The organism is Actinoplanes lobatus (assembly GCF_014205215.1).
In the GTDB taxonomy this organism is placed as follows: Bacteria; Actinomycetota; Actinomycetes; order Mycobacteriales; family Micromonosporaceae; genus Actinoplanes; species Actinoplanes lobatus.
This window is the reverse complement of record NZ_JACHNC010000001.1, coordinates 6,518,571-6,535,957: the sequence shown is the minus strand read 5'-3', so window position 1 is coordinate 6,535,957 and position 17,387 is coordinate 6,518,571. Positions and strand designations below refer to the sequence as shown.

At 69.5% G+C, this 17,387-nt stretch carries 18 protein-coding genes; 9 read left to right on the top strand and 9 right to left on the bottom strand.

Annotated features, from left to right (window positions below; translation table 11 throughout):
• Nucleotides 1-25 precede the first annotated feature (25 nt).
• Both BJ964_RS29995 and BJ964_RS29990 read left to right on the top strand, forming a co-directional pair.
• Nucleotides 26-721 (top strand): response regulator transcription factor, encoded by a 696-nt coding sequence (locus BJ964_RS29995; RefSeq protein WP_188123810.1) that lies wholly within the window; start codon nt 26-28, stop codon nt 719-721.
• On the top strand, nt 718-2,481 hold the full coding sequence (locus BJ964_RS29990) for a sensor histidine kinase (RefSeq protein WP_188123809.1): 1,764 nt from the start codon (nt 718-720) through the stop codon (nt 2,479-2,481). Before BJ964_RS29995 ends, BJ964_RS29990 begins: the two co-directional genes overlap by 4 nt.
• Before the next feature lie 58 nt (nt 2,482-2,539).
• On the opposite strand, the gene BJ964_RS29985 is transcribed toward BJ964_RS29990, so the two are convergent.
• Nucleotides 2,540-3,544, bottom strand: coding sequence for a glycoside hydrolase family 26 protein (locus BJ964_RS29985; protein WP_262479372.1), 1,005 nt, complete (start codon nt 3,542-3,544; stop codon nt 2,540-2,542).
• Nucleotides 3,545-3,826: 282 nt separating this feature from the next.
• On the opposite strand from BJ964_RS29985, the gene BJ964_RS29980 reads away from it, so the two are divergent.
• Both BJ964_RS29980 and BJ964_RS29975 read left to right on the top strand, forming a co-directional pair.
• On the top strand, nt 3,827-4,177 hold the full coding sequence (locus BJ964_RS29980; RefSeq protein ID WP_229807480.1) for a hypothetical protein: 351 nt from the start codon (nt 3,827-3,829) through the stop codon (nt 4,175-4,177).
• Nucleotides 4,174-4,824, top strand: a complete 651-nt coding sequence (locus tag BJ964_RS29975) for a nucleotidyl transferase AbiEii/AbiGii toxin family protein (RefSeq protein WP_223149632.1) — start codon at nt 4,174-4,176, stop codon at nt 4,822-4,824. The genes BJ964_RS29980 and BJ964_RS29975 overlap by 4 nt, the downstream gene beginning before the upstream one ends.
• Nucleotides 4,825-4,826: 2 nt before the next feature.
• On the opposite strand, the gene BJ964_RS29970 is transcribed toward BJ964_RS29975, so the two are convergent.
• The 6 genes from BJ964_RS29970 to BJ964_RS29945 form a co-directional block, all read right to left on the bottom strand.
• Nucleotides 4,827-5,246 (bottom strand): nitroreductase family deazaflavin-dependent oxidoreductase, encoded by a 420-nt coding sequence (locus BJ964_RS29970; RefSeq protein ID WP_188123808.1) that lies wholly within the window; start codon nt 5,244-5,246, stop codon nt 4,827-4,829.
• A 16-nt stretch (nt 5,247-5,262) separates the two neighbouring features.
• Entirely contained in the window at nt 5,263-5,880 is a 618-nt protein-coding gene (locus tag BJ964_RS29965) for a DUF4352 domain-containing protein (RefSeq protein WP_188123807.1), read from the bottom strand.
• Nucleotides 5,881-6,056: 176 nt separating this feature from the next.
• Nucleotides 6,057-6,518: a peptidoglycan-binding domain-containing protein gene (locus tag BJ964_RS29960; RefSeq protein WP_188123806.1), complete on the bottom strand. Its 462-nt coding sequence runs from the start codon at nt 6,516-6,518 to the stop codon at nt 6,057-6,059.
• 94 nt (nt 6,519-6,612) lie between these two features.
• A complete protein-coding gene (locus BJ964_RS29955; RefSeq protein WP_188123805.1) occupies nt 6,613-8,484 on the bottom strand; it encodes a hypothetical protein in 1,872 nt (623 codons plus the stop codon).
• Between the two features lie 40 nt (nt 8,485-8,524).
• Nucleotides 8,525-8,929 (bottom strand): hypothetical protein, encoded by a 405-nt coding sequence (locus BJ964_RS29950; RefSeq protein ID WP_188123804.1) that lies wholly within the window; start codon nt 8,927-8,929, stop codon nt 8,525-8,527.
• Between the two features lie 38 nt (nt 8,930-8,967).
• Complete coding sequence (locus BJ964_RS29945) at nt 8,968-10,380, bottom strand: FAD-dependent oxidoreductase (protein ID WP_188123803.1); 1,413 nt, start codon at nt 10,378-10,380, stop codon at nt 8,968-8,970.
• A gap of 116 nt (nt 10,381-10,496) precedes the next feature.
• On the opposite strand from BJ964_RS29945, the gene BJ964_RS29940 reads away from it, so the two are divergent.
• The gene (locus tag BJ964_RS29940) at nt 10,497-12,596 is read left to right on the top strand and encodes an AAA family ATPase (protein WP_188123802.1); all 2,100 of its coding nucleotides are present in this window, start codon (nt 10,497-10,499) and stop codon (nt 12,594-12,596) included.
• Here BJ964_RS29940 and BJ964_RS29935 read toward each other — a convergent pair.
• On the bottom strand, nt 12,544-12,942 hold the full coding sequence (locus BJ964_RS29935) for an Rv0361 family membrane protein (protein ID WP_188123801.1): 399 nt from the start codon (nt 12,940-12,942) through the stop codon (nt 12,544-12,546). The two genes, BJ964_RS29940 and BJ964_RS29935, sit on opposite strands and share 53 nt — an antisense overlap.
• Nucleotides 12,943-13,520: 578 nt before the next feature.
• Here BJ964_RS29935 and BJ964_RS29930 point away from each other — a divergent pair.
• From BJ964_RS29930 to BJ964_RS29920, 3 genes are all read left to right on the top strand, one after another.
• A complete protein-coding gene (locus tag BJ964_RS29930; protein ID WP_188123800.1) occupies nt 13,521-13,985 on the top strand; it encodes a DIP1984 family protein in 465 nt (154 codons plus the stop codon).
• A gap of 339 nt (nt 13,986-14,324) precedes the next feature.
• Nucleotides 14,325-15,038 (top strand): hypothetical protein, encoded by a 714-nt coding sequence (locus BJ964_RS29925; protein ID WP_188123799.1) that lies wholly within the window; start codon nt 14,325-14,327, stop codon nt 15,036-15,038.
• Nucleotides 15,039-15,143: 105 nt separating this feature from the next.
• Complete coding sequence (locus tag BJ964_RS29920; RefSeq protein ID WP_188123798.1) at nt 15,144-16,001, top strand: HEAT repeat domain-containing protein; 858 nt, start codon at nt 15,144-15,146, stop codon at nt 15,999-16,001.
• Between the two features lie 63 nt (nt 16,002-16,064).
• On the opposite strand, the gene BJ964_RS29915 is transcribed toward BJ964_RS29920, so the two are convergent.
• On the bottom strand, nt 16,065-16,481 hold the full coding sequence (locus BJ964_RS29915; RefSeq protein WP_229807479.1) for a hypothetical protein: 417 nt from the start codon (nt 16,479-16,481) through the stop codon (nt 16,065-16,067).
• Between the two features lie 80 nt (nt 16,482-16,561).
• Between BJ964_RS29915 and BJ964_RS29910 the strand changes: the two genes are divergently transcribed.
• Nucleotides 16,562-17,367 (top strand): IS5 family transposase gene (locus BJ964_RS29910; protein ID WP_188123797.1). Its coding sequence is split into 2 segments (ribosomal slippage): nt 16,562-16,892 and nt 16,892-17,367, totalling 807 coding nucleotides; the frame shifts between segments, so codons are not numbered across the junction.
• Nucleotides 17,368-17,387 lie beyond the last annotated feature (20 nt).

Here is a 17,387-nt window from a genome sequence, read left to right as displayed (position 1 = left end):
TGCGCCGGCACCTATAGTCGCCGCCATGTGCGCACACGTTCTGATCGCCGACGACGATCCCCGTCATGCCGAGGTGGTCCGCCGGTATCTGGCCGCCGACGGCCACGAGGTGACCGTGGCGCACGACGGCCGGACCGCGCTCGACCAGGCGCGCCGGCTACGGCCGGACCTGCTGGTGCTGGACGTGATGATGCCGCAGCTGGACGGCCTGCACGTGTGCCGCACACTGCGCGCCGAGTCGGACGTGCTGGTGCTGATGCTCACCGCCCGGACCAGCGAGGACGACCTGCTGCTCGGCCTGGAGCTGGGCGCCGACGACTATCTGGCCAAGCCGTACAGTCCCCGCGAGCTGACGGCCCGGGTGCGCACGCTGTTGCGCCGGTCGACCCGGTCCGCGCCCACGCCCGGGTCCGAGGCGCGCACGGTCGGCCGGGTGACCCTGGATCCGGTACGGCACCGGGTGACCGTCGACGGTGAGCCGATCGTGTGCACCCGGGGCGAGTTCGCGATCCTGGCCGCCATGTCCGAGCAGCCCGACCGGGTGTTCAGCCGCGCCCAGCTGCTGCACCACACCCGCGGCATCGACCGCAGCTCGACCGAGCGCACCATCGACGTTCACGTGATGAACCTGCGCCGCAAGATCGAACCCGATCCGCAGCGGCCGGTCCACCTGCTCGCCGTCTACGGCGTCGGCTACCGCCTCTCCCCCGGACCGGCGTGAACCGGGTGCCGTGGCGGCACAGCCTGGTGACCCGTCTGCTGGCCGCCTCGGTGCTGATCGCCGTCGCCGCGATCGCGGCCACCGCCTGGCTGGCCACCCGCACCGCGACCCGCGCGATCACCCAGGAACAGGGCCGCTCGCTCACCGACGACAAGGGCGTCTACGACATGCTCGTCGCCTACGCGGCCGGGCATCCGGACTGGTCGGGCGCTCCGGAACTGATCCGGCAACGGGCCGCGAAACTCGGCCGCCGGATCACGCTGATGACCGAGGACCGGCAGGTGATCATCGACTCCGGCCCCGGCCCCTCGTTGCGGACCGCCCGGCCCTCGGCCGTCGTCGACCCGCTCGGCCTGGACCTCGGGCTCACCGGCGGCACCGACCGCATCGACGCCCGGGCGGTCGGCCCCTACCTGCTGCCGGCCACCGAACGCGCCGCACTGCGCAGCGCCGCCCGCAGGACCCTGAACTGCGTGTCCGAACTCGGCGTCAGTGGCCGCATCGTCGACACCCCGAGCGGCCGGCCCACCATCGAGCTGACCAGCACCGACACCGAAGGCGCCATGATCAGGTGCGGCGCCGGCTGGGACGAGGACCCGACCGCCACCGAACAGAGGGCGCTGCGCACGCTCGGCACCATGACGGCCGGTTGCCTCGGCCGGCGCGACAGCGCAACCGTCGTGGTGACGCCGCAGTTCCGGGCGTACGTGCTGTCCGCCAAGCAGGCCTCCGACCTCCGGGTCGCGCCGATCCCGGCCGAGCAGATCGCCGACCCCGCGACGACCGCCCGCGCCCGCTCCTGCCTGGAGAAGTCCCGCCGCACCCAGCTCCAGCCCTACGTCGCCCCACCGGCGTTGCTGTTCGTCACCGACCCGGACACCGGCGCCGACCGGACCACGTTCACCCTCACCCGCGAGAACACCATCCGGATCGTCACCGTCACCGGCGCGGTCCTGCTCGCCACCATCGTGGTCACCGTCCTGGCCGGGCGCCGGCTGGTCCGCCCACTGCGCGCCCTGGCCGAGACGGCGGGCGGACCGGAACCCGCGGTCGTCACCGGCCGTGACGAGATCGCCCACCTGGCCCGGGCCCTGAACGCCTCGGCGCGGCAACGGCGCGCCATGGTCAGCGACGTGGCACACGAACTGCGCACGCCGCTCACCAACATCCGCAGCTGGCTGGAAGCCGCACAGGACGACCTCGCGCCCACCGACGACCAACTGGTGGCGTTGCTGCACGAGGAGGCGATGCTGCTGCAACACCTCATCGAGGACCTCGCCGATCTCGCCGCCGTCGATGCGGGCACCCTTCGGGTGCACCCCGAGCCGCTCCGGTTGCGAGACCTCGTCGACCAGGTCACCGACGTCCATCGGGGCACGGCACAAACCGCGGGGGTACGTCTGGAGGCGCACGTCTCCGGCGACCCGACCGTGTCCGCCGACCCGGTCCGGTTACGTCAGGTGATCGGCAACCTGGTGTCGAACGCGCTGCGCCACACCCCGCCGGGCGGCGTGGTCACGGTCTCCGCCCACGAACACACCATCGAGGTACGCGACACCGGCGCCGGCATCAGCGAGGAGAACCTGCCGAAGGTCTTCGACCGCTTCTGGCGGGCCGACGAGTCCCGCGACCGGGCGACCGGCGGAACCGGCCTGGGCCTGGCCATCTCCCGCCGGCTCGTCGAGGCGCACGGCGGAACCATCTCGGCCGCCAGCACCCTCGGGCACGGATCCGTCTTCACCGTGCAGTTGCCCGGCTGACCCGTAGACGAACGAGCCGCCACCCCTGGTGGGGTGGCGGCTCGGTGTCTGTGACAGGTCAGCTCAGCTTGACGTTGAAGATCGGGTTGGCGGCAAGCTTCTTGAACGCGGCGAGGCTGGCCGGGGTGCTGTTGATGCTGATGTCCCGGTTGCCCTGGTCATCGGCCTTCGTGTCGAAGTGCACGATCGCCTTGATCGCGGGACGCTTCTTCAGCTGCGGCAGCACACTGTTGTACACCGCCGACTTGTCGGTCTTCTTACCGATCCGGTGGTACCCGCCCCACTCGGCGATCATGATCGGCTTGCCCTGGTGCTTGGTGGTCGCCCACTCGTAGAAGCCCGGGCCGCCGTTCTTCGGCTTACGGTCCAGCAGATCACCGAACGTGCCGTAGTGGTAGTAGCCCTTCTCCACGCTCACGTAGGAGTCCAGGCCGATCCAGTCGACGACGTCGTCGCCGGGGTAGAGGTCCTTCCACCAGGACTGGGCCATCCACCGCTCGTTACCCATGTAGGCCATCACGTTCACCACGTTGTCGGCGCCCTGCGCCTCCAGCCGCTGGATCGTGTGCCGGTACATCGCCTTGAAGTCCTTGGCCTCCCAGCCGGAGCCCTTCTTCGGCTTGACGTCGTTCTCCGGCTCGTGGTTGAGCACGAGGAAGACGTCCTTGTCGTAGGCCTTGATCCGCTTGGCGAACGCGTCGATCCGGTCGTCCTGCTCACCCTTGGCGACCTTCGCCCACGACGAGCCGTAGGCGATCTTCCAGTTCAGCAGCAGCACCCGCGGGTTCGCCGGGTCCTGCGTCATCGCGATCTCAGCCTTGGTCGGGAACTCCTCGTCACCCTTGTGATAGGTGTGGAAGATCGTCGCGGTCCGCCCGGACATCTTCTCCCAGTTCTTGTGCTCCAGGTCGCGGGGCTTGCTGGTGAACCCACCAGCCGCACCACCCCACAACACGCCACAGGACGGGACAAGGTTGGCGTCGGTAACACACTTGCTGGCCGGCGCCGCAACAGCGGCAGTCGGCGCCACGACAGCGGTGCCACCCGCGAATACGGCGGTCAAGGCTGTCAGCATCATCGGCAGCTTGGCGCGTCGCAAAACAATCTCCCCCGTTAGTCCGGCCTCGAAGTCGGCCGGGCATGTGAAAGAGATTCCAGGGCGGCAGGTGCACACCAAGTGCCCGTACCGGTGCCACCCGGTTGCGGGTTCTCAGGCCCCGGGGCGAACGACTCGCCACGGGTAATCGACCACGAGAAGACCGGGTTTACCGAAATGGCCGGTACGCCGTGCCTTCCGCGCATCGTCGCTGTTCGAGGGCGCCCGGGACCACGTACCCTGGTCGGCGTGGGTATCCGTGCGACGGCGTCAGCGGGCTGGCAGAGCCGGCCGGGCCGTCGCGCGCTCGTCGCCGCCGATCTGAGCACGCTGCGGGGCCCGGTGAGCGGGATCGTCGACCTGCCGTTCCGGCTGGTGTGGGCGCCCCCGCCCGCGGGCCGGTTCGACCTGGATGACGGTTTCGACCGCAGGCGGATGTACGAGATCGTGCTCCGCGAGGCGGTCCGTCACGACGAGTTGCAGACCTGGCTGAACGGGGAACTCCTGGTGGCCCTGTGGCCGCGCCTGTACCTGCCCCGCGGGCTACGGCAGGCGTGGGAAGCCGCTCATCCGGTGCTTGTCGCTGTGGCCGTCGTTTGACCGGCCCCGTCGACGCGTTCCACCTCCAGGTGGCACGGATCGCCCTGGCGGTCGCCGACCGGTTCGGGTTCGCCCTCGGCGGCGGCCTCGCGCTGATCCTGCACGGCATCGTGTCCCGGCCCACCGAGGACGTCGACGTGTTCGGCGAGGAACACTGCAGCGTGGCCGCCGCCACCGCGGCGGTAGCGGCGGCGCTGGCCGAGGCGGGGATCGGCGTCGACCAGGTGCACACGTCCTCCGACGTCGTCGACGGCCTGGACTATCTGATGACGGAGCTGGTCGCGTACCGGCCGGACGGCGGCATGGTCCGGCTGAGCCTCGGGCACCTGTCGCGCACCCGGGAGCCGGTGCTGCTGGACATCGGGCGGGTGATGGCCGTCGACGATCTGATCGCGTGGAAGGTCGCCGCCCTGGTCAACCGGGCCGAGGTCCGCGATTTCGTCGATGTGGCGGCGTTCCTGGCGGACCACTCCCCCGGCGCACTGCTGGACCTGGCACGAACGGCGGATCCGGGCCTGTTCGACGAGGATGTCGCCGCGGCCGGGCACCGCCTGGACGAGACCCCCGACCGGGCGTTCGCCGCCTACGGCGTCGGCCCCGAGCAGGTGCTCCAGCTGCGGAAACGCTTCACGGACTGGCCCCGCTGACCTCACACGGCAGTGAGTTCGAGGACGGGGATCGTACGGATCCCGGCGGTCTTCGCCTCGTACTCCGCGAAGCCGGGATAACGGCCGGCCTGCTCGTTGAACCGCCGGTCCCGCTCTTCGCCGGCCAGTTCCCGGACGCGTACCGGGTAGTTCTCCGTGCCGCGTTCGACGGTGGCCTCTCCGGCGGAGACGAGGTTGTAGTACCAGCTGGGGTTCTCCGGTGCGCCGGCCTTCGACGCGAAGACGTAGATGACGCCGTCGTCGGATTCGTGGGGCAGATACATCATCGGGCTGACGAGTTCGCGGCCGGTCTTGCGGCCGCGGTGATGCACCAGCACCATGGGCGCCCCGGTGAATGGTCCGCCGACCTGGCCGTCGTTGGCGCGGAACTCGTCAATGATCTTGGCATTCCAGTCATTCACCGTACATACCTCTTCTTCAAAGGGTGACGATCACGCCGCCGGAGAGCGGGGAGTCGTGCAGTTCCAGGGCGGCGAGCCCGACCCCGTCCGGGATGTCGAAGACGAGTTTGCCGGTCACCCGTTCGCCGGGGTCCAGCTTCTCCAGGAACGTCTTCGTGTCGCGGTTGGCGTAAAGGCCGGCGATCTCGTCGTATCCGTAGTCGGCGCCGTTGACGTCCCGTGCTTTCTGGGCGAGCCCGAGGAAGTATTTCGGCTCGTCGGCAATGTTGCGCACCGACAGGGTGACCACACAGTACCGGCCCTGTGCGGTGCGCCGGAGATGTTCGATCCCGATGCTGTCGCGTGAACAATCGACGCGGGAGATCACGAACTCGAACTTGCCGTCACGTACCGGGTCGCCGATTCCCGGCGGCTTCTTGGTCTTGTTCGTTTCCGTTCTCGCCGGCGTGTCCGCGGCGGTCACCACCGGGCCCCGGCTCACCCGTTCCGCAACGATCCCGGCCGCGAGCAGGGCGATCACCACGACCCCGGAGACGACGAGCGCGATCGCCACCTTGTACGGGGTGGGCGTTCTCAGCGGTGAGCGATAGGCGGCCGGATCAGGGCGGCGCCGTGAACCGGGTTCGTCTGCCATCGGACCGCTCCACGAAGACCGTCTGCTTCCCTTCCTCACCGTGAGCCACCCTCGCCGACGGCGCTACCGATATCGCCCGATCAGCAGCATACTTCGCCTGATCGGACAAGATGTGATCTTCCGGCGGGCACCCGACTCCGGACAAGGATCCCGGAGCCGGGCACGGACCGCCCTGGTCAGAACGACAGCATTCCGCTGACGAGCGCCTGCCAGGTCATCGGGCCGACGATGCCGTCGACCGCCATCGACGGGACGTCGGCGTGGATCGCGGACTGGAAGCCGCGTACCGCCGCGTCGGTCTCCGGGCCGAAGAAGCCGTCGACCGCGAGGCCCTGCGACGGATCACCGGAGAGGTTGCGGAACTGGAACTCCTCCTGCACACCGCGCACGGCGTCGCCCTGCGCGCCCTGTTCGACCTGGATGATCAGCGCGGCCCAGGTATTCGGGCCGACGATGCCATCGACCTTGAGGCCCCGGTCGTGCTGGAAGGCCCGCACCGCGGCGTCGGTCTGCGGCCCGAAGATGCCGTCGACCGTCACCGTCTTGCCGCGCGCCCGCAGCAGGTATTGCAGGGTGGGAACCGGATGCTCCTTGGCGCCCTGGCTGACCTGGGGCCACGGGCTCAATGTGCCTGTCATCTCCATCGCCTCCTTCCACCTCGTCATACCGCCCGCTCCGGCCCGCGTCGCCGGTACTGTCCTTGATCTGCGGACACGGCTCGGTGGGTCGTTGTCAGGGGCAGGGCCCGCCGCAGACGTCGATCACCCGGCCGGTGAGCAGGAACGTCGCCTTCTGCTGCTGGGCGCCCGGCTGGGCGCGCGGGAACTCGTGCGGGTCCGGCCCGTACCGGGGGTCGCTGGGTGCGAGGTTGGTCGGCGGCGGCGCGTAGGCCTGGCCGCTGTTCCACACCACGAGCGCCGAGCCACGGTACGGGTAGGACCGGATCGCGCCGATGCCCCAGAACGGCACCACCTCGTCGGACCAGCCCGGAGCCAGCGCGGGCCGGTGCAGGCGGGCCCCGATGGTCCGGGCCTGCACCTGCGCGGCCGCCGGGGAGACCTGATGATCCCCGAACGCGACGTGCATCAGCACCTGATGTGGCGGTGTGCCCGGCAGCGGCCGGGAGGTGAGGTGCTGGGCGTACCCGTTGGCCTCGCCGCGATCCCACAGCATCTGCAACAGCCCGAAGATGAGCTGCTGGTCGGTCCTGTCCGGGTAGGACCGGTCCATCAGCTGCTGGAACGGCGCGAAGGCGGTGCTGCGCTGCAACATCGTGCTGTAGTTCATGCCGGGCACGCCGAGGACCGAACGGGTCCAGTCCTGGGCGATCGCGGTCAGCGCTCCCCCGTTGATGCCGCCCTGGGAGTTGCCGTCGTAGTGCAGGCCACCGCGCCGGTCGAGCAGGCTGCGGCCCTGCCCGTCCTGGAAGGCGGGATCCGCGGCGAACCCGCCGTTCGCCACCATCGCCCGTCCGAGGAACAGAAAATTCACAAAGCTTTGCTGCAACCGATCGGGTACGGAGGGGAAGCCGCTCAGGTCGCTCCAGACGCCGGCCACGAACGGGATGTCCGCCGACGACAGTCCGATCCAGCTCGTCGCGCAGAACAGGAAGCCGTGGTCGTACGCCATCTGTTTGACGTTTCCGGCGTTGATCTCGGTGGGTGAGCCGAGCAGCCCGTGACCGTAGAGCGACAGGTGAGCCGGCTTCTCCGCGCTCACGCCACGAGGGATGTTGCACACGAAGCCGGCGGCGTAGGTGGCGCCCGACGCGGCCGGCAGGTCCCCGCCCGGCGGGTAGTTCAGCCGGGATCCGGGGCCGCCCGCGCCGGTCAGATAGCTCGGCACCGTGACCGTGCCGCGCACCTGGCGGGCGATCCGCGCGTCCTGCTCGGCGGTGTAGTCGGTGACCTGCCCGATCGTGTACGCCGGAGCGGCCCGCCCGAGCGCGGCGAACGCGTCGTCGCGCATCCGCAGCACCCGCCCGGTGAGCCCGGCCGCGCTCGCGACGGTGAAGTCCCACGCCAGGTAGAGATGGTGTCCCAGGTGCTGTGACATCCCCCGGCCAGGAGCGGGGATCCACGCACCGGTACGGTCGCGCAGCCCCCGCAGCACGACCACGTACCGGGTCGCCTCGCTCAGCGCCACCGCCGGCCGGATGACGAGCAGCTGCCGTGCCGGATCGTCGGCGGCGTGCGCGTCGAGTTCCGCCCAGTACGGTGTCCGCTGCCCGGTCCGCGTGTTCAGCAGCACGATCGGCGCGTCCGGCCACAGTGACCGCCCGATGTCGGTGACCGGCGCGATGCCGCTGGCCACCGGATCGAGACCCGGCACGTGAACCAGGATCGGCGTGCCCGGGCTGAACCCGTCCTGCCGGTTCCACTCGGCCGGGTCGATGTGGGTACCGGCCACGTTCGCGGGAAGCGACCCGGCCGGGAAGTGCACCCGCCGCCCGGTCGGGCTGCTCCGGTCGGCGACCGTGAACCGGTCGCTGGGAAACGGCAGCAGCCCTTCACCCACCCACTGATCAGCGGCGGCGACGGCGGCACTGGACGGCGCCGCCCCGGCGAGCACGGCGAGAGCCACGAGCAGAAGTCGGCGCCACATCGGACACCCCCATCGACAGCCCATTGAGGACAGTCTCTGTCTACGCCACCTCGCGACGCTCCTCAAGCCTCGGGACGAAGCTGAATCTCTCCTCGTGGTCCAGGTAGAGCAGGGCGCCGTCGGGGGTCAGGACGACCACGTCGTCCGAGGACGGATACCACAGGTCGTCGAAATGCTGGGCGAACACCGAGAACGGGAGTTCGGCGCCGATCCCGTCCCTTGCCCAGTCGATGCGGATCACGGAGTCGGCGTCGACGGGCAGGGAACGCAACCAGGCCCGGACCTCGTCGTCGGTGCGGTCGGAGACGCCGAGCCTTGCTGAGGCGATCTCCCAGGCATCGTCGAGCACCCCGTATCCGCCGAGGTACTCGCCGACGACGATGTGGACCTCCGGCACCGCCCGGCAACCGAGCGAATCCAGGGTCGCGGTGAGTCTGGGTGGCACGAGCCCACCTCCTTTCGCGACGGATTCTTCCATCGATGTCAGGCGCTGATCGCGGCCAGCAGCTCCGGACGGGCGGGACCCGGCAGCGGGTAGCGCGGGCTGCCGCCGCCCAGCCGCATGACCTTCTCGGCCAGGCCGGGCCGGGCGACGATCTCGTCCGGAGTGGCCAGCAGCGACGCTAGGGACTGGTGGGCGCGGGCGATCTCCGGATCGGCGCCGGCCGCGGCGGACACGGCCAGGCTGAACGCCCAACGGACATCGTCGGTCCGGTACGGCGTTCCCGCGGCGTCGGCGTCGAGCTCGGCCAGCCGGTGCCGGTCGTACCACAGCGTCGCCCGGTACATCGGCTCGACGACCGTCGCCGTCCACTCATGGAAGCGACGTGCCAGCTTGTCGTGGTCGGCGGTACCCGTGTCGCGCAGCACGTCGCGCAGGCCGACCGCGTGCAGCAGGCCGATGGTGGCGCCGCGCCCGAGCGACGGATTGGTGCACGCCCACGAGTCGCCGACGGCGACAATGCCGGTGGCCACCGGGTTACCGTCGACGACCAGATCCCGGTGCCGGTCCTCGATCCCGGCCATGACGTCCACGCCGGGACCCGGTTCGCCGTCGCGCCAGTGCGCGGCCAGCGGATACCGGGCGAGAGCGGCGTCCCAGCGGGCCGGGTCGCGCAGGGCCCGCATCGCCCGGTCCCGGCTGCTCGCGATCAGGACGATGCTCCAGGTGCCGTTGTCGGTGGGCACGGTCAGGATCGACATCGACTCGTGGCGTTGCAGGACGCCGGTACGGCCCTGCGGCAGGGATCCGGTGCGGGTCCGGAAGTCGCGGCTGAAGTAGACGAAACCGCAGTCGGCGCGTTCCTCGGCCGGGTGCCGGGCGCCGGCCGCGGACAGCCACGCGCTCAACGGCGAGCGCCGGCCGCAGCAGTCCACCACCAGGTCGGCCCGGAAGGTGCGCCCGCCCTCGGCTAGGACACCGGACACGCGCGGAATCCGTACATCCGAGGTTTGATCATCGGTGAGCAGACCGGTGACGGTGACCCCGCGCCGGATCCGGATGCCGGCGGCGCCGGCGGCGATCGAGGCCAAAACCCCCTCCAGTACGGAACGGCGCGCCGTGACGGTCGTGAAGCGCTCGTCGCCGGCCTGCCACGGGCCGCGCTGTGCCGCCGGCAGCAGGTCGAGGAGGTTGATCCGCAGCCCGCCGACGGCTTCGAGACGGTCGAGGACGTCGGGTAGTTCGCGGTCCATCAGGTCGCGCCAGCGCGGCAGCAGGATGTGCGGCAGCCGGAACTGGTTGACGCCGGACCGCTGCCAGCGCACCCATTCCTCGGCGGGCGGCGGCTCCGCCGGGTCCCGTTCCAGAACGGTGACCTGGTGGCCGTCGCGGGACAGCAGCAGGGCGGTGGACAGGCCGCACAGGCCGGCACCGAGAACGATGATCCGGGACATCGGGCACCTCCGTGTCGCAGTGATGTGCCGAGGGTCGGCCGGATCGGCGCTCACCTTCCACGTCAGAACGGCGTCAAACGCTGTCCAAAACGGTGCGACGGGGGAACAGTGGGGGCATGTCGGGGAACCTCGGTGACCTGCTGGAGGCGGCGCGGCGGCGGCGATTCGTCGGCCGGGAACGGGAACTCGCCTGCTTCGACGACGCCCTGCACGGGCGCGGCGCGTGCCGGGTGCTGTTCGTGCACGGCGAGGGCGGCATCGGCAAGACGACCCTGCTGCACGAGTTCGCGGCCCGGGTGCGGGTGGCCGGGCGCACTCCCGTACACATCGACGGTCGCGACATCGACGCGGCGCCGCCGGGTGTCGCCGCGGCGATCCGGCTCGCCCTCGGTGATCGCGATGATCTTCCAGCGGGCGTGGTGCTGCTGGTCGACGGATATGAGCAGTTGAGCCCGGTCGACGGCTGGCTGCGCGACACGCTGCTGCCCACCCTGAGCGCGGACGCCGTCGTGGTGCTGGCCGGGCGTGATCCGCCGAGCGCGCCCTGGCGGACCGACCCCGGCTGGGGTGATCTGACCGCGGTGCACCATCTCCGCCCGCTCGGCCCCGCCGAGGGTGACGATCTGCTCGCCCACGCCGGAGTGGCGCCGGACCTGCGCCCGCACCTGCTGACACTCGCGCGGGGACATCCGCTGACCATGGCGCTGCTGGCCGATCAGGCGGCTGCCGGAAGGGTGCCCGGCAGCCTCGCCGACGCCCCGGATCTGATCTCCGCGTTGCTGGAGTCCTTCCTGCGTGAAGTGCCCGGTGAGACGCACCTGACCGGCCTGGCCACGTGCGCGGTGGCCTGGCTGACCACCGAGGATCTGCTGCGCCGCCTGGTCGGCGACGACGCGCCCGCGGTGTGGCGATGGCTGGCGGGCCAGCCGTTCATCACCAGCGGCCCGCACGGGCTGTCCATCCACGACCTGGTCCGGGACGTGCTGCACGCCGAGTTCGAACGGCGCGCGCCGGAACCGTTGCGACGGACCCGCTGGACGGTCCACGTCGAGGCGGTGTCCCGGCTGCGCGCCGCCGCCGGCCCGGATGCGCAGTTGCACGCACAACAGCTGTTCTTCCTGGTGCGCAGCAGCCCTCTCGCCGGCACGCTGGCCGGGCTACGAGCGCAAGGCTCGACCAGCGTCGTCACCGCCCGGCCCGGCGAACACGACCAGGTGTGCGACGTCATCGAACGATTCGAGGGGCCGGCCAGCGCCGACCTCGCCCGGGCGTGGCTCACGGTGCAACCCCAACAGCTCAGCGTGGTACGAAGCGCCGGCCGCGTCACCGGGCTGGCCCTCAACCTGCTGTGCCCCACCGGATCCGGGCTGGAGGAACGGGATCCGGTGGTACGCGCGGTGCTCGCCCACGTGGCACGGGAGGCGCCCGCCCGGCCCGGCGAACTCGTCGACATCTGCCGCTTCCTGTCCGGCGCCGACGAACATCAACGTGACCGGTACGCCCTGCTGGCCGGTCCGGTCTCCAGCATCGTCGAATGGTTGACCCATCCGCTGGCCTGGTCGTTCATCGTCACCGTCGACGCTGAGCACTGGGGGCCGTTCTTCGACTACATGGCGTTCGCCCGGCTGGTCGAGGTGGACTTCGGTGGCCGGCGTCATGTCGTCTACGGCATCGACTGGCGGCGCATCCCGGTCGACACCTGGTTCGACCTGATGCATGAGCGTGGGCGCACCGGAGCGACCGGGCCGCCGCCCGCCGCGCTGCTGCGGCCGCCGCCGCTGGACCGTGTGCGGTTCGGCGCCGCGGTGCGGGCGGCGCTGCCGATACTGCACCGGCCGGACCGTCTCGCCGGCAGTCCGTTGCTGGGCACCGCGCTCGCCGCCACCGCCGGCGGGCCGGACGTCGACCGGTTGCGGGCTGTCCTCGAGGACGGGGTGGCACGGCTGGGCGCGGAGCCCCGCGGTGATCGGTTGCGGGCGGTGCTGGACCGGACGTACCTGCGGGCGGCGCCCAGCCAGGAGGCCGCCGCGCAGATCCTCGGGCTGCCGCTGAGCACCTATCGGCGCTACCTGGCGAAGGCGCTCGACCACCTGACCGACCTACTCTGGACGGTCGAGATCGGCGACGTCCGCCTGGACAACCGCTCGTTTCCGCCGAGTGGAGTCAGAACGGCTGCCCACACACCTTCCACTGCCCATCCTGCTGGACAAGCGTGAACGTGTGCCGGTCGACAAACCCACTATCGAGAGCGAGATTCGCGGTAACGGTTGCCGACACCCGGCCATTGACGTTCGATACGTTCACACCCACGATCTCGTGGCTACGAATGGCGGGCTGCCCGCTGATCCCCTGAGCAAATTCCTGGCGCGTGAAATTGCTCGCCGTACTGGCACAGAGCCGACCATAAGCGGCATCAGCGTCACCCGATTCCAGATCGGCGACGAACTCTTCGACGGCCTCACTGGCCGGTCCGGTTGCCTGCCGTATCCCACTGATGAAGAAGTAGCCCCCGGCTGCCACACATGAGCACAGCACCAGCACAACACTGACGACGATCACCACCGTCCGCAGCGTGCGGCTCGGAGGTGGAACGGGTTGGCGCATGGGCATCACCATGCTGATCGAGCCTAGCGGCCCGATACAAGCTCGGTGAGCCGACCTCAAGGACTCGTCAAGGTGAAACCCGCCAATTTAGACCCATAAAAGATGAGCGATCCTCCCCGTTCTCCCCGCTCCCGGTGGGTCAGCGCGCCGGTCCGTTCACGAAGGGTCAAGGGTATGCCGTTGGCGGAATTGCACGAACGCCATAGCCGCGATCCGAGCCGCTGGCGGGAGCGTTCACCACTGCCGTTCTTGTCGTCCTGTCAATGCGTCCGCTTGCGATCAAACCGGGATCATTGTTCACGACGCACGGCTGCGGGAAGGCTGGGTGCACTCATCGACGGTCGCCTCGATCGCTGATGCCCGGCCCTCTCTGCCGCGCCCAGTACGCAAACACGGCCTGGTAACGGCGGGGCAGCTTGAGCTTTCTCGCAGGCCGCCGGCGACGTGAGATGCTCCAGTGCGGCCGGCGCGCCTCTGCTGGGATCAGGCAAGAAAATGGCGCGCAATGTCGATCTTGAACCGCCATACTGGTGCCCATGAAACTTGCCGAGGCTCTCGCGCTGCGCGCAGATGCGTCGCGCCGCGCTGAACAGCTCCGTTCCCGGGTCACCGGCAGCGCGCGTTACCAGGAAGGAGAGGCGCCGGCCGAGGACGCCGCGTCGCTGCTGGCCGAGACCGGTGCGGTGCTCGACGAGCTCGAGTCGCTGATCCGGCGGATCAACCGGACCAACGCCGCCACCCCGGTCGAGGGAGGCAGCCTCACCGACGCGCTCGCCCGCCGCGACGTCCTGCGCCTACGGCACGGCATCGTCACGTCGGCGGCCGATGCTGCGGCCGGCGAAGGTCAGCGGGGATTCCGGCAGCTGCGCTCCGAACTGAAGATGGTCCCGGCGCTGCCGGTGGCCGACCTGCGACGCCAGGCGGACGACCTCGCCCGGCAGCTACGTGAGGTCGACACGCTGATCCAGCGGACCAACTGGGAGGCCGACCTACTCGATTGAGAGACGCGGAGCAGGTAGCCGACGTGGAGGCGTGCACAGACCCGAGAGCCGGCGGGTAAATCGGCTCCTTTCTTGGCGCGCCGAGGGCAGGCGCTGGGGTTCGACTCCCCGGCATACATCGCATGCCCAGTACGGAGCACAAGTGACGGCGCACCGGGCACGGCACACTACCGAGTGCAGATCCACGACGGCGAGGGCGGGAATGGGGAACTCCGCGTCCCATTGAAGCGAACCACCAGCAAACAGCGTTCTTCTTCTGCCGCGAGTCAGCTGGCCGGCGCCGACCCGGCGTCCTGACATGCCGCGTGAGCCTGATCATCCAAGCCTTACGATGCCGACGTGACTGTCTACGACATCGCCACCCAGTTGCCATCCATCGACGTAGTACGGCGCAGGTGCCAGGCGTTGGCGATGCTTGACACGATCATCGAAGGCGATTACTACCGCTACGACCCTGCATGGGGTGCCGGCGAGGCTGGATCGATGCGCAATGGCAGCGGCGAGGAGTACGACATCGTCTTCACCGCTGACGGCGCCTTCATCCGTGGCGTTTACCACGATTCGCCGATGTTCGAGTACGCGGATGGGCGGCTGTGGCCGGGCCTCCTCGACGGCCTTCCCGAGGAGTTCCGATCCCAGGTGTCCGAACCGGCCTTTTGCCGCCCGGACGGCACACTCGATGCCAGCTTCGTCCTATGGCGGCGCACCGACGACAGGCGATGGCACGCCGGAGACGACATCGACTTCTCTCCCGCGGACGTCGAAGAAGACGACCCCGACGGTTCCTGGCTGCTGAACATCCTCTTCGAAGACATCGTGGAGAAGTACCGCGAGTACGCCGATGAGGTTTGGGAGGTCGATCTGCCGTTGTCCGCAATCGAGCACGTCGTGGCGTTCCTGCCGTTGACCGACGCCGTTGTCCAGGCCCTCAATCCTGGGATCGATTCGGCTCACGTCCGGGTACAGGCCGAGAAACTCGGGTACCCCCTGGCTGCGACTGCCGAGCCCGCTGGAGAGGATCTGGGATCCTCGCCGGTTTCCTGGAGGCACTGATCGGGCACAAGTCCGCGCTCGACGTACGGCCGGCGACCTTCGCCAGCGCCATGACCGCTTTCAAACCGGTTGCCGCTCCGGTCAAGGCCGGACACGATGACCGCTATGCCGACGCCTGAACTCAGCGTGACCGAAGCCTTCGACGAGGCACTTCAGGCCGGCGCCGCCGGCGACGAGGAACGCCTCTGGGAGCTGATTTCGCACCTGCGCGCCCATGGCGGGCAGGAGGCTCTCGAGGTTGCCGCCCGGCTGTCCGATCACCGCGATGCCGCACGCCGCGAACTGGCCGCCGCCGTGCTCAGCCAGCTCGGTGCGGCACCGGGCCAGGCCGCGGCCGACGGGCCGTTCCGCGAACGCTCCCTGGCGGTACTCCTCAACATGGCGCAGGACGAATCCGATCCGGACGTCCTCTACTCGATCACCACCGGTTTCGGGCACATCGGCGACGAGCGTAGCCTCGCACCCCTGATCAGACTGCACACCCACCCCGACGCCGAGGTCCGGTACGGCGTCGTGTTCGGCCTGCTTCGCCGCCCGGGTACGGCAGCTCTCGACACCCTCATCACACTCTCTGCCGACGAGGACGCCAAGGTGCGCGACTGGGCCACCTTCGGCCTCGCACGCCAGACCGACGAGGACTTCCCCCGGCTGCGCGACGCGCTCGCCGACCGGCTCGACGACGACGATGCCGACACCCGCGTCGAGGCCGTACACGGGCTGGCCACCCGCGGTGACGAACGGGCGATGCAGCCGCTGCTCGACATCCTGGAGTCGTCTCCGGAGCCGTCCGACCCTGGGCTGGTGTCCGAGGCGCTGTGCGCGCTCGCGGCCGCCACCGCGGCTCCCCGCCTGCGCCCCCACCTGCTCGCAGAGCGGGACCGTTTCCTGGACGACCCCATCGACGAGTGGCCCGACAATCTTCGAGCTGCGCTGGCGAGATACGGCGAGCCGCTGCTGCGCTGATCGGGCCCGGTCAAGCTTGCACCGCTGACCTTGCCCACTCATCGGCGACGCTGCGGCCGCATTTCACTCCGACTGCACCACGGTGAAGGGCGGCCGCACGCCCTCGGTGAGCTCGGCCGCCGCCTCGAGCGCCATCACCGCACGCTGGCGGCTACTGACGTCAGGCGTCCTGGCCGTGGAGTGCAGCGACCCCAAGGCGACCAGATAGCCGGACCCTACCGCCGCATAACCCGAGATCGTATGCCCGATCTGATAGTCGTCGCCGACGACATAGAGGCGACCATGAATGCCGACAAGGAACTGTCCACCCTGTTCCTGGCCGTTCTCGGTCCTCGCATAGCCGCCGGTGGAGAGGCACTGGCGGACGGCCTCGATGAACGTGGTCACCATGAACCGGTCGACGTCCCAGGTGTCGGGCTCACCGACATTCAGCGAGTAGCGCAGGAGTTGACCCATCCGATAGCTGGTCGTGAAGCCCATCAGGTAAGAGCTCCTAACACGATCTGTTGAATCGATGATGATCGGCGTCGCGAGGTAAAGATCAGTCTCGTTCGCTGGTCGTGGCGAAGCCGTGGATTGTCGATGACGAGTTGTGGCAGTTGATTGAGCCGGTGCTGCCGCCGTGGCCGGAGAAGGCCCCGGGGCCGAAGCCGGTCCCGGACCGGCTCTGCCTGCAAGGCATCCTGTTCGTGCTCTACACCGCGATCGGCTGGGAGGATCTGCCGCAGGAGCTCGGCTTCGGGTCCGGTATGACCTGCTGGCGCAGGGTCGAGCGGTGGACCGAGGCAGGTGTCTTCGACCAGGTTCACCAGATACTGCTCGCCAGGCTGAATGCGGCGAACCGGATCGACTGGTCGAGAGCGGCGATGGACGGCAGTCACATCGACGCGAAAAAGGGGGCGCCGGAACCGGGCCGTCGCCGGTCAACCGCGGTAAACCAGGCTCCAAGCACCACCTGATCTGCGACGGCAACGGCACCCCGATCTACGTCCTGACCAGCGGCGCGAACGTCCCAGACATCAGCCGTGCTCTCGATCTTCTCGACTGCTACCCACCGATCGCCGGACGTCCCGGCCGCCCCCGGCGCCGCTTCGACGTCCTGCTGGCCGACAAGGGCTACAGCAGCGAGGCCTTCCGCCAAGCCTGCCGCGAACGCGGTACCGAACCGATCATCGCCAAGCCCAAGACGCCCAACATCAAGGGCCTGGGCAAGCTGCGCTACGTCGTCGAACAGACCTTCGCCCTGCTCCATCAGTTCCGGCGGATCGCCGTGCGCTGGGAACGCCGCCTCGACATTCACGACGGCCTCGTCAGCCTCGCCTGCGTCATGATCTGCTGGCGCCGCTTGATCAAATGGACCGCGTAGAGATCGTGTTAGGAGCTTGT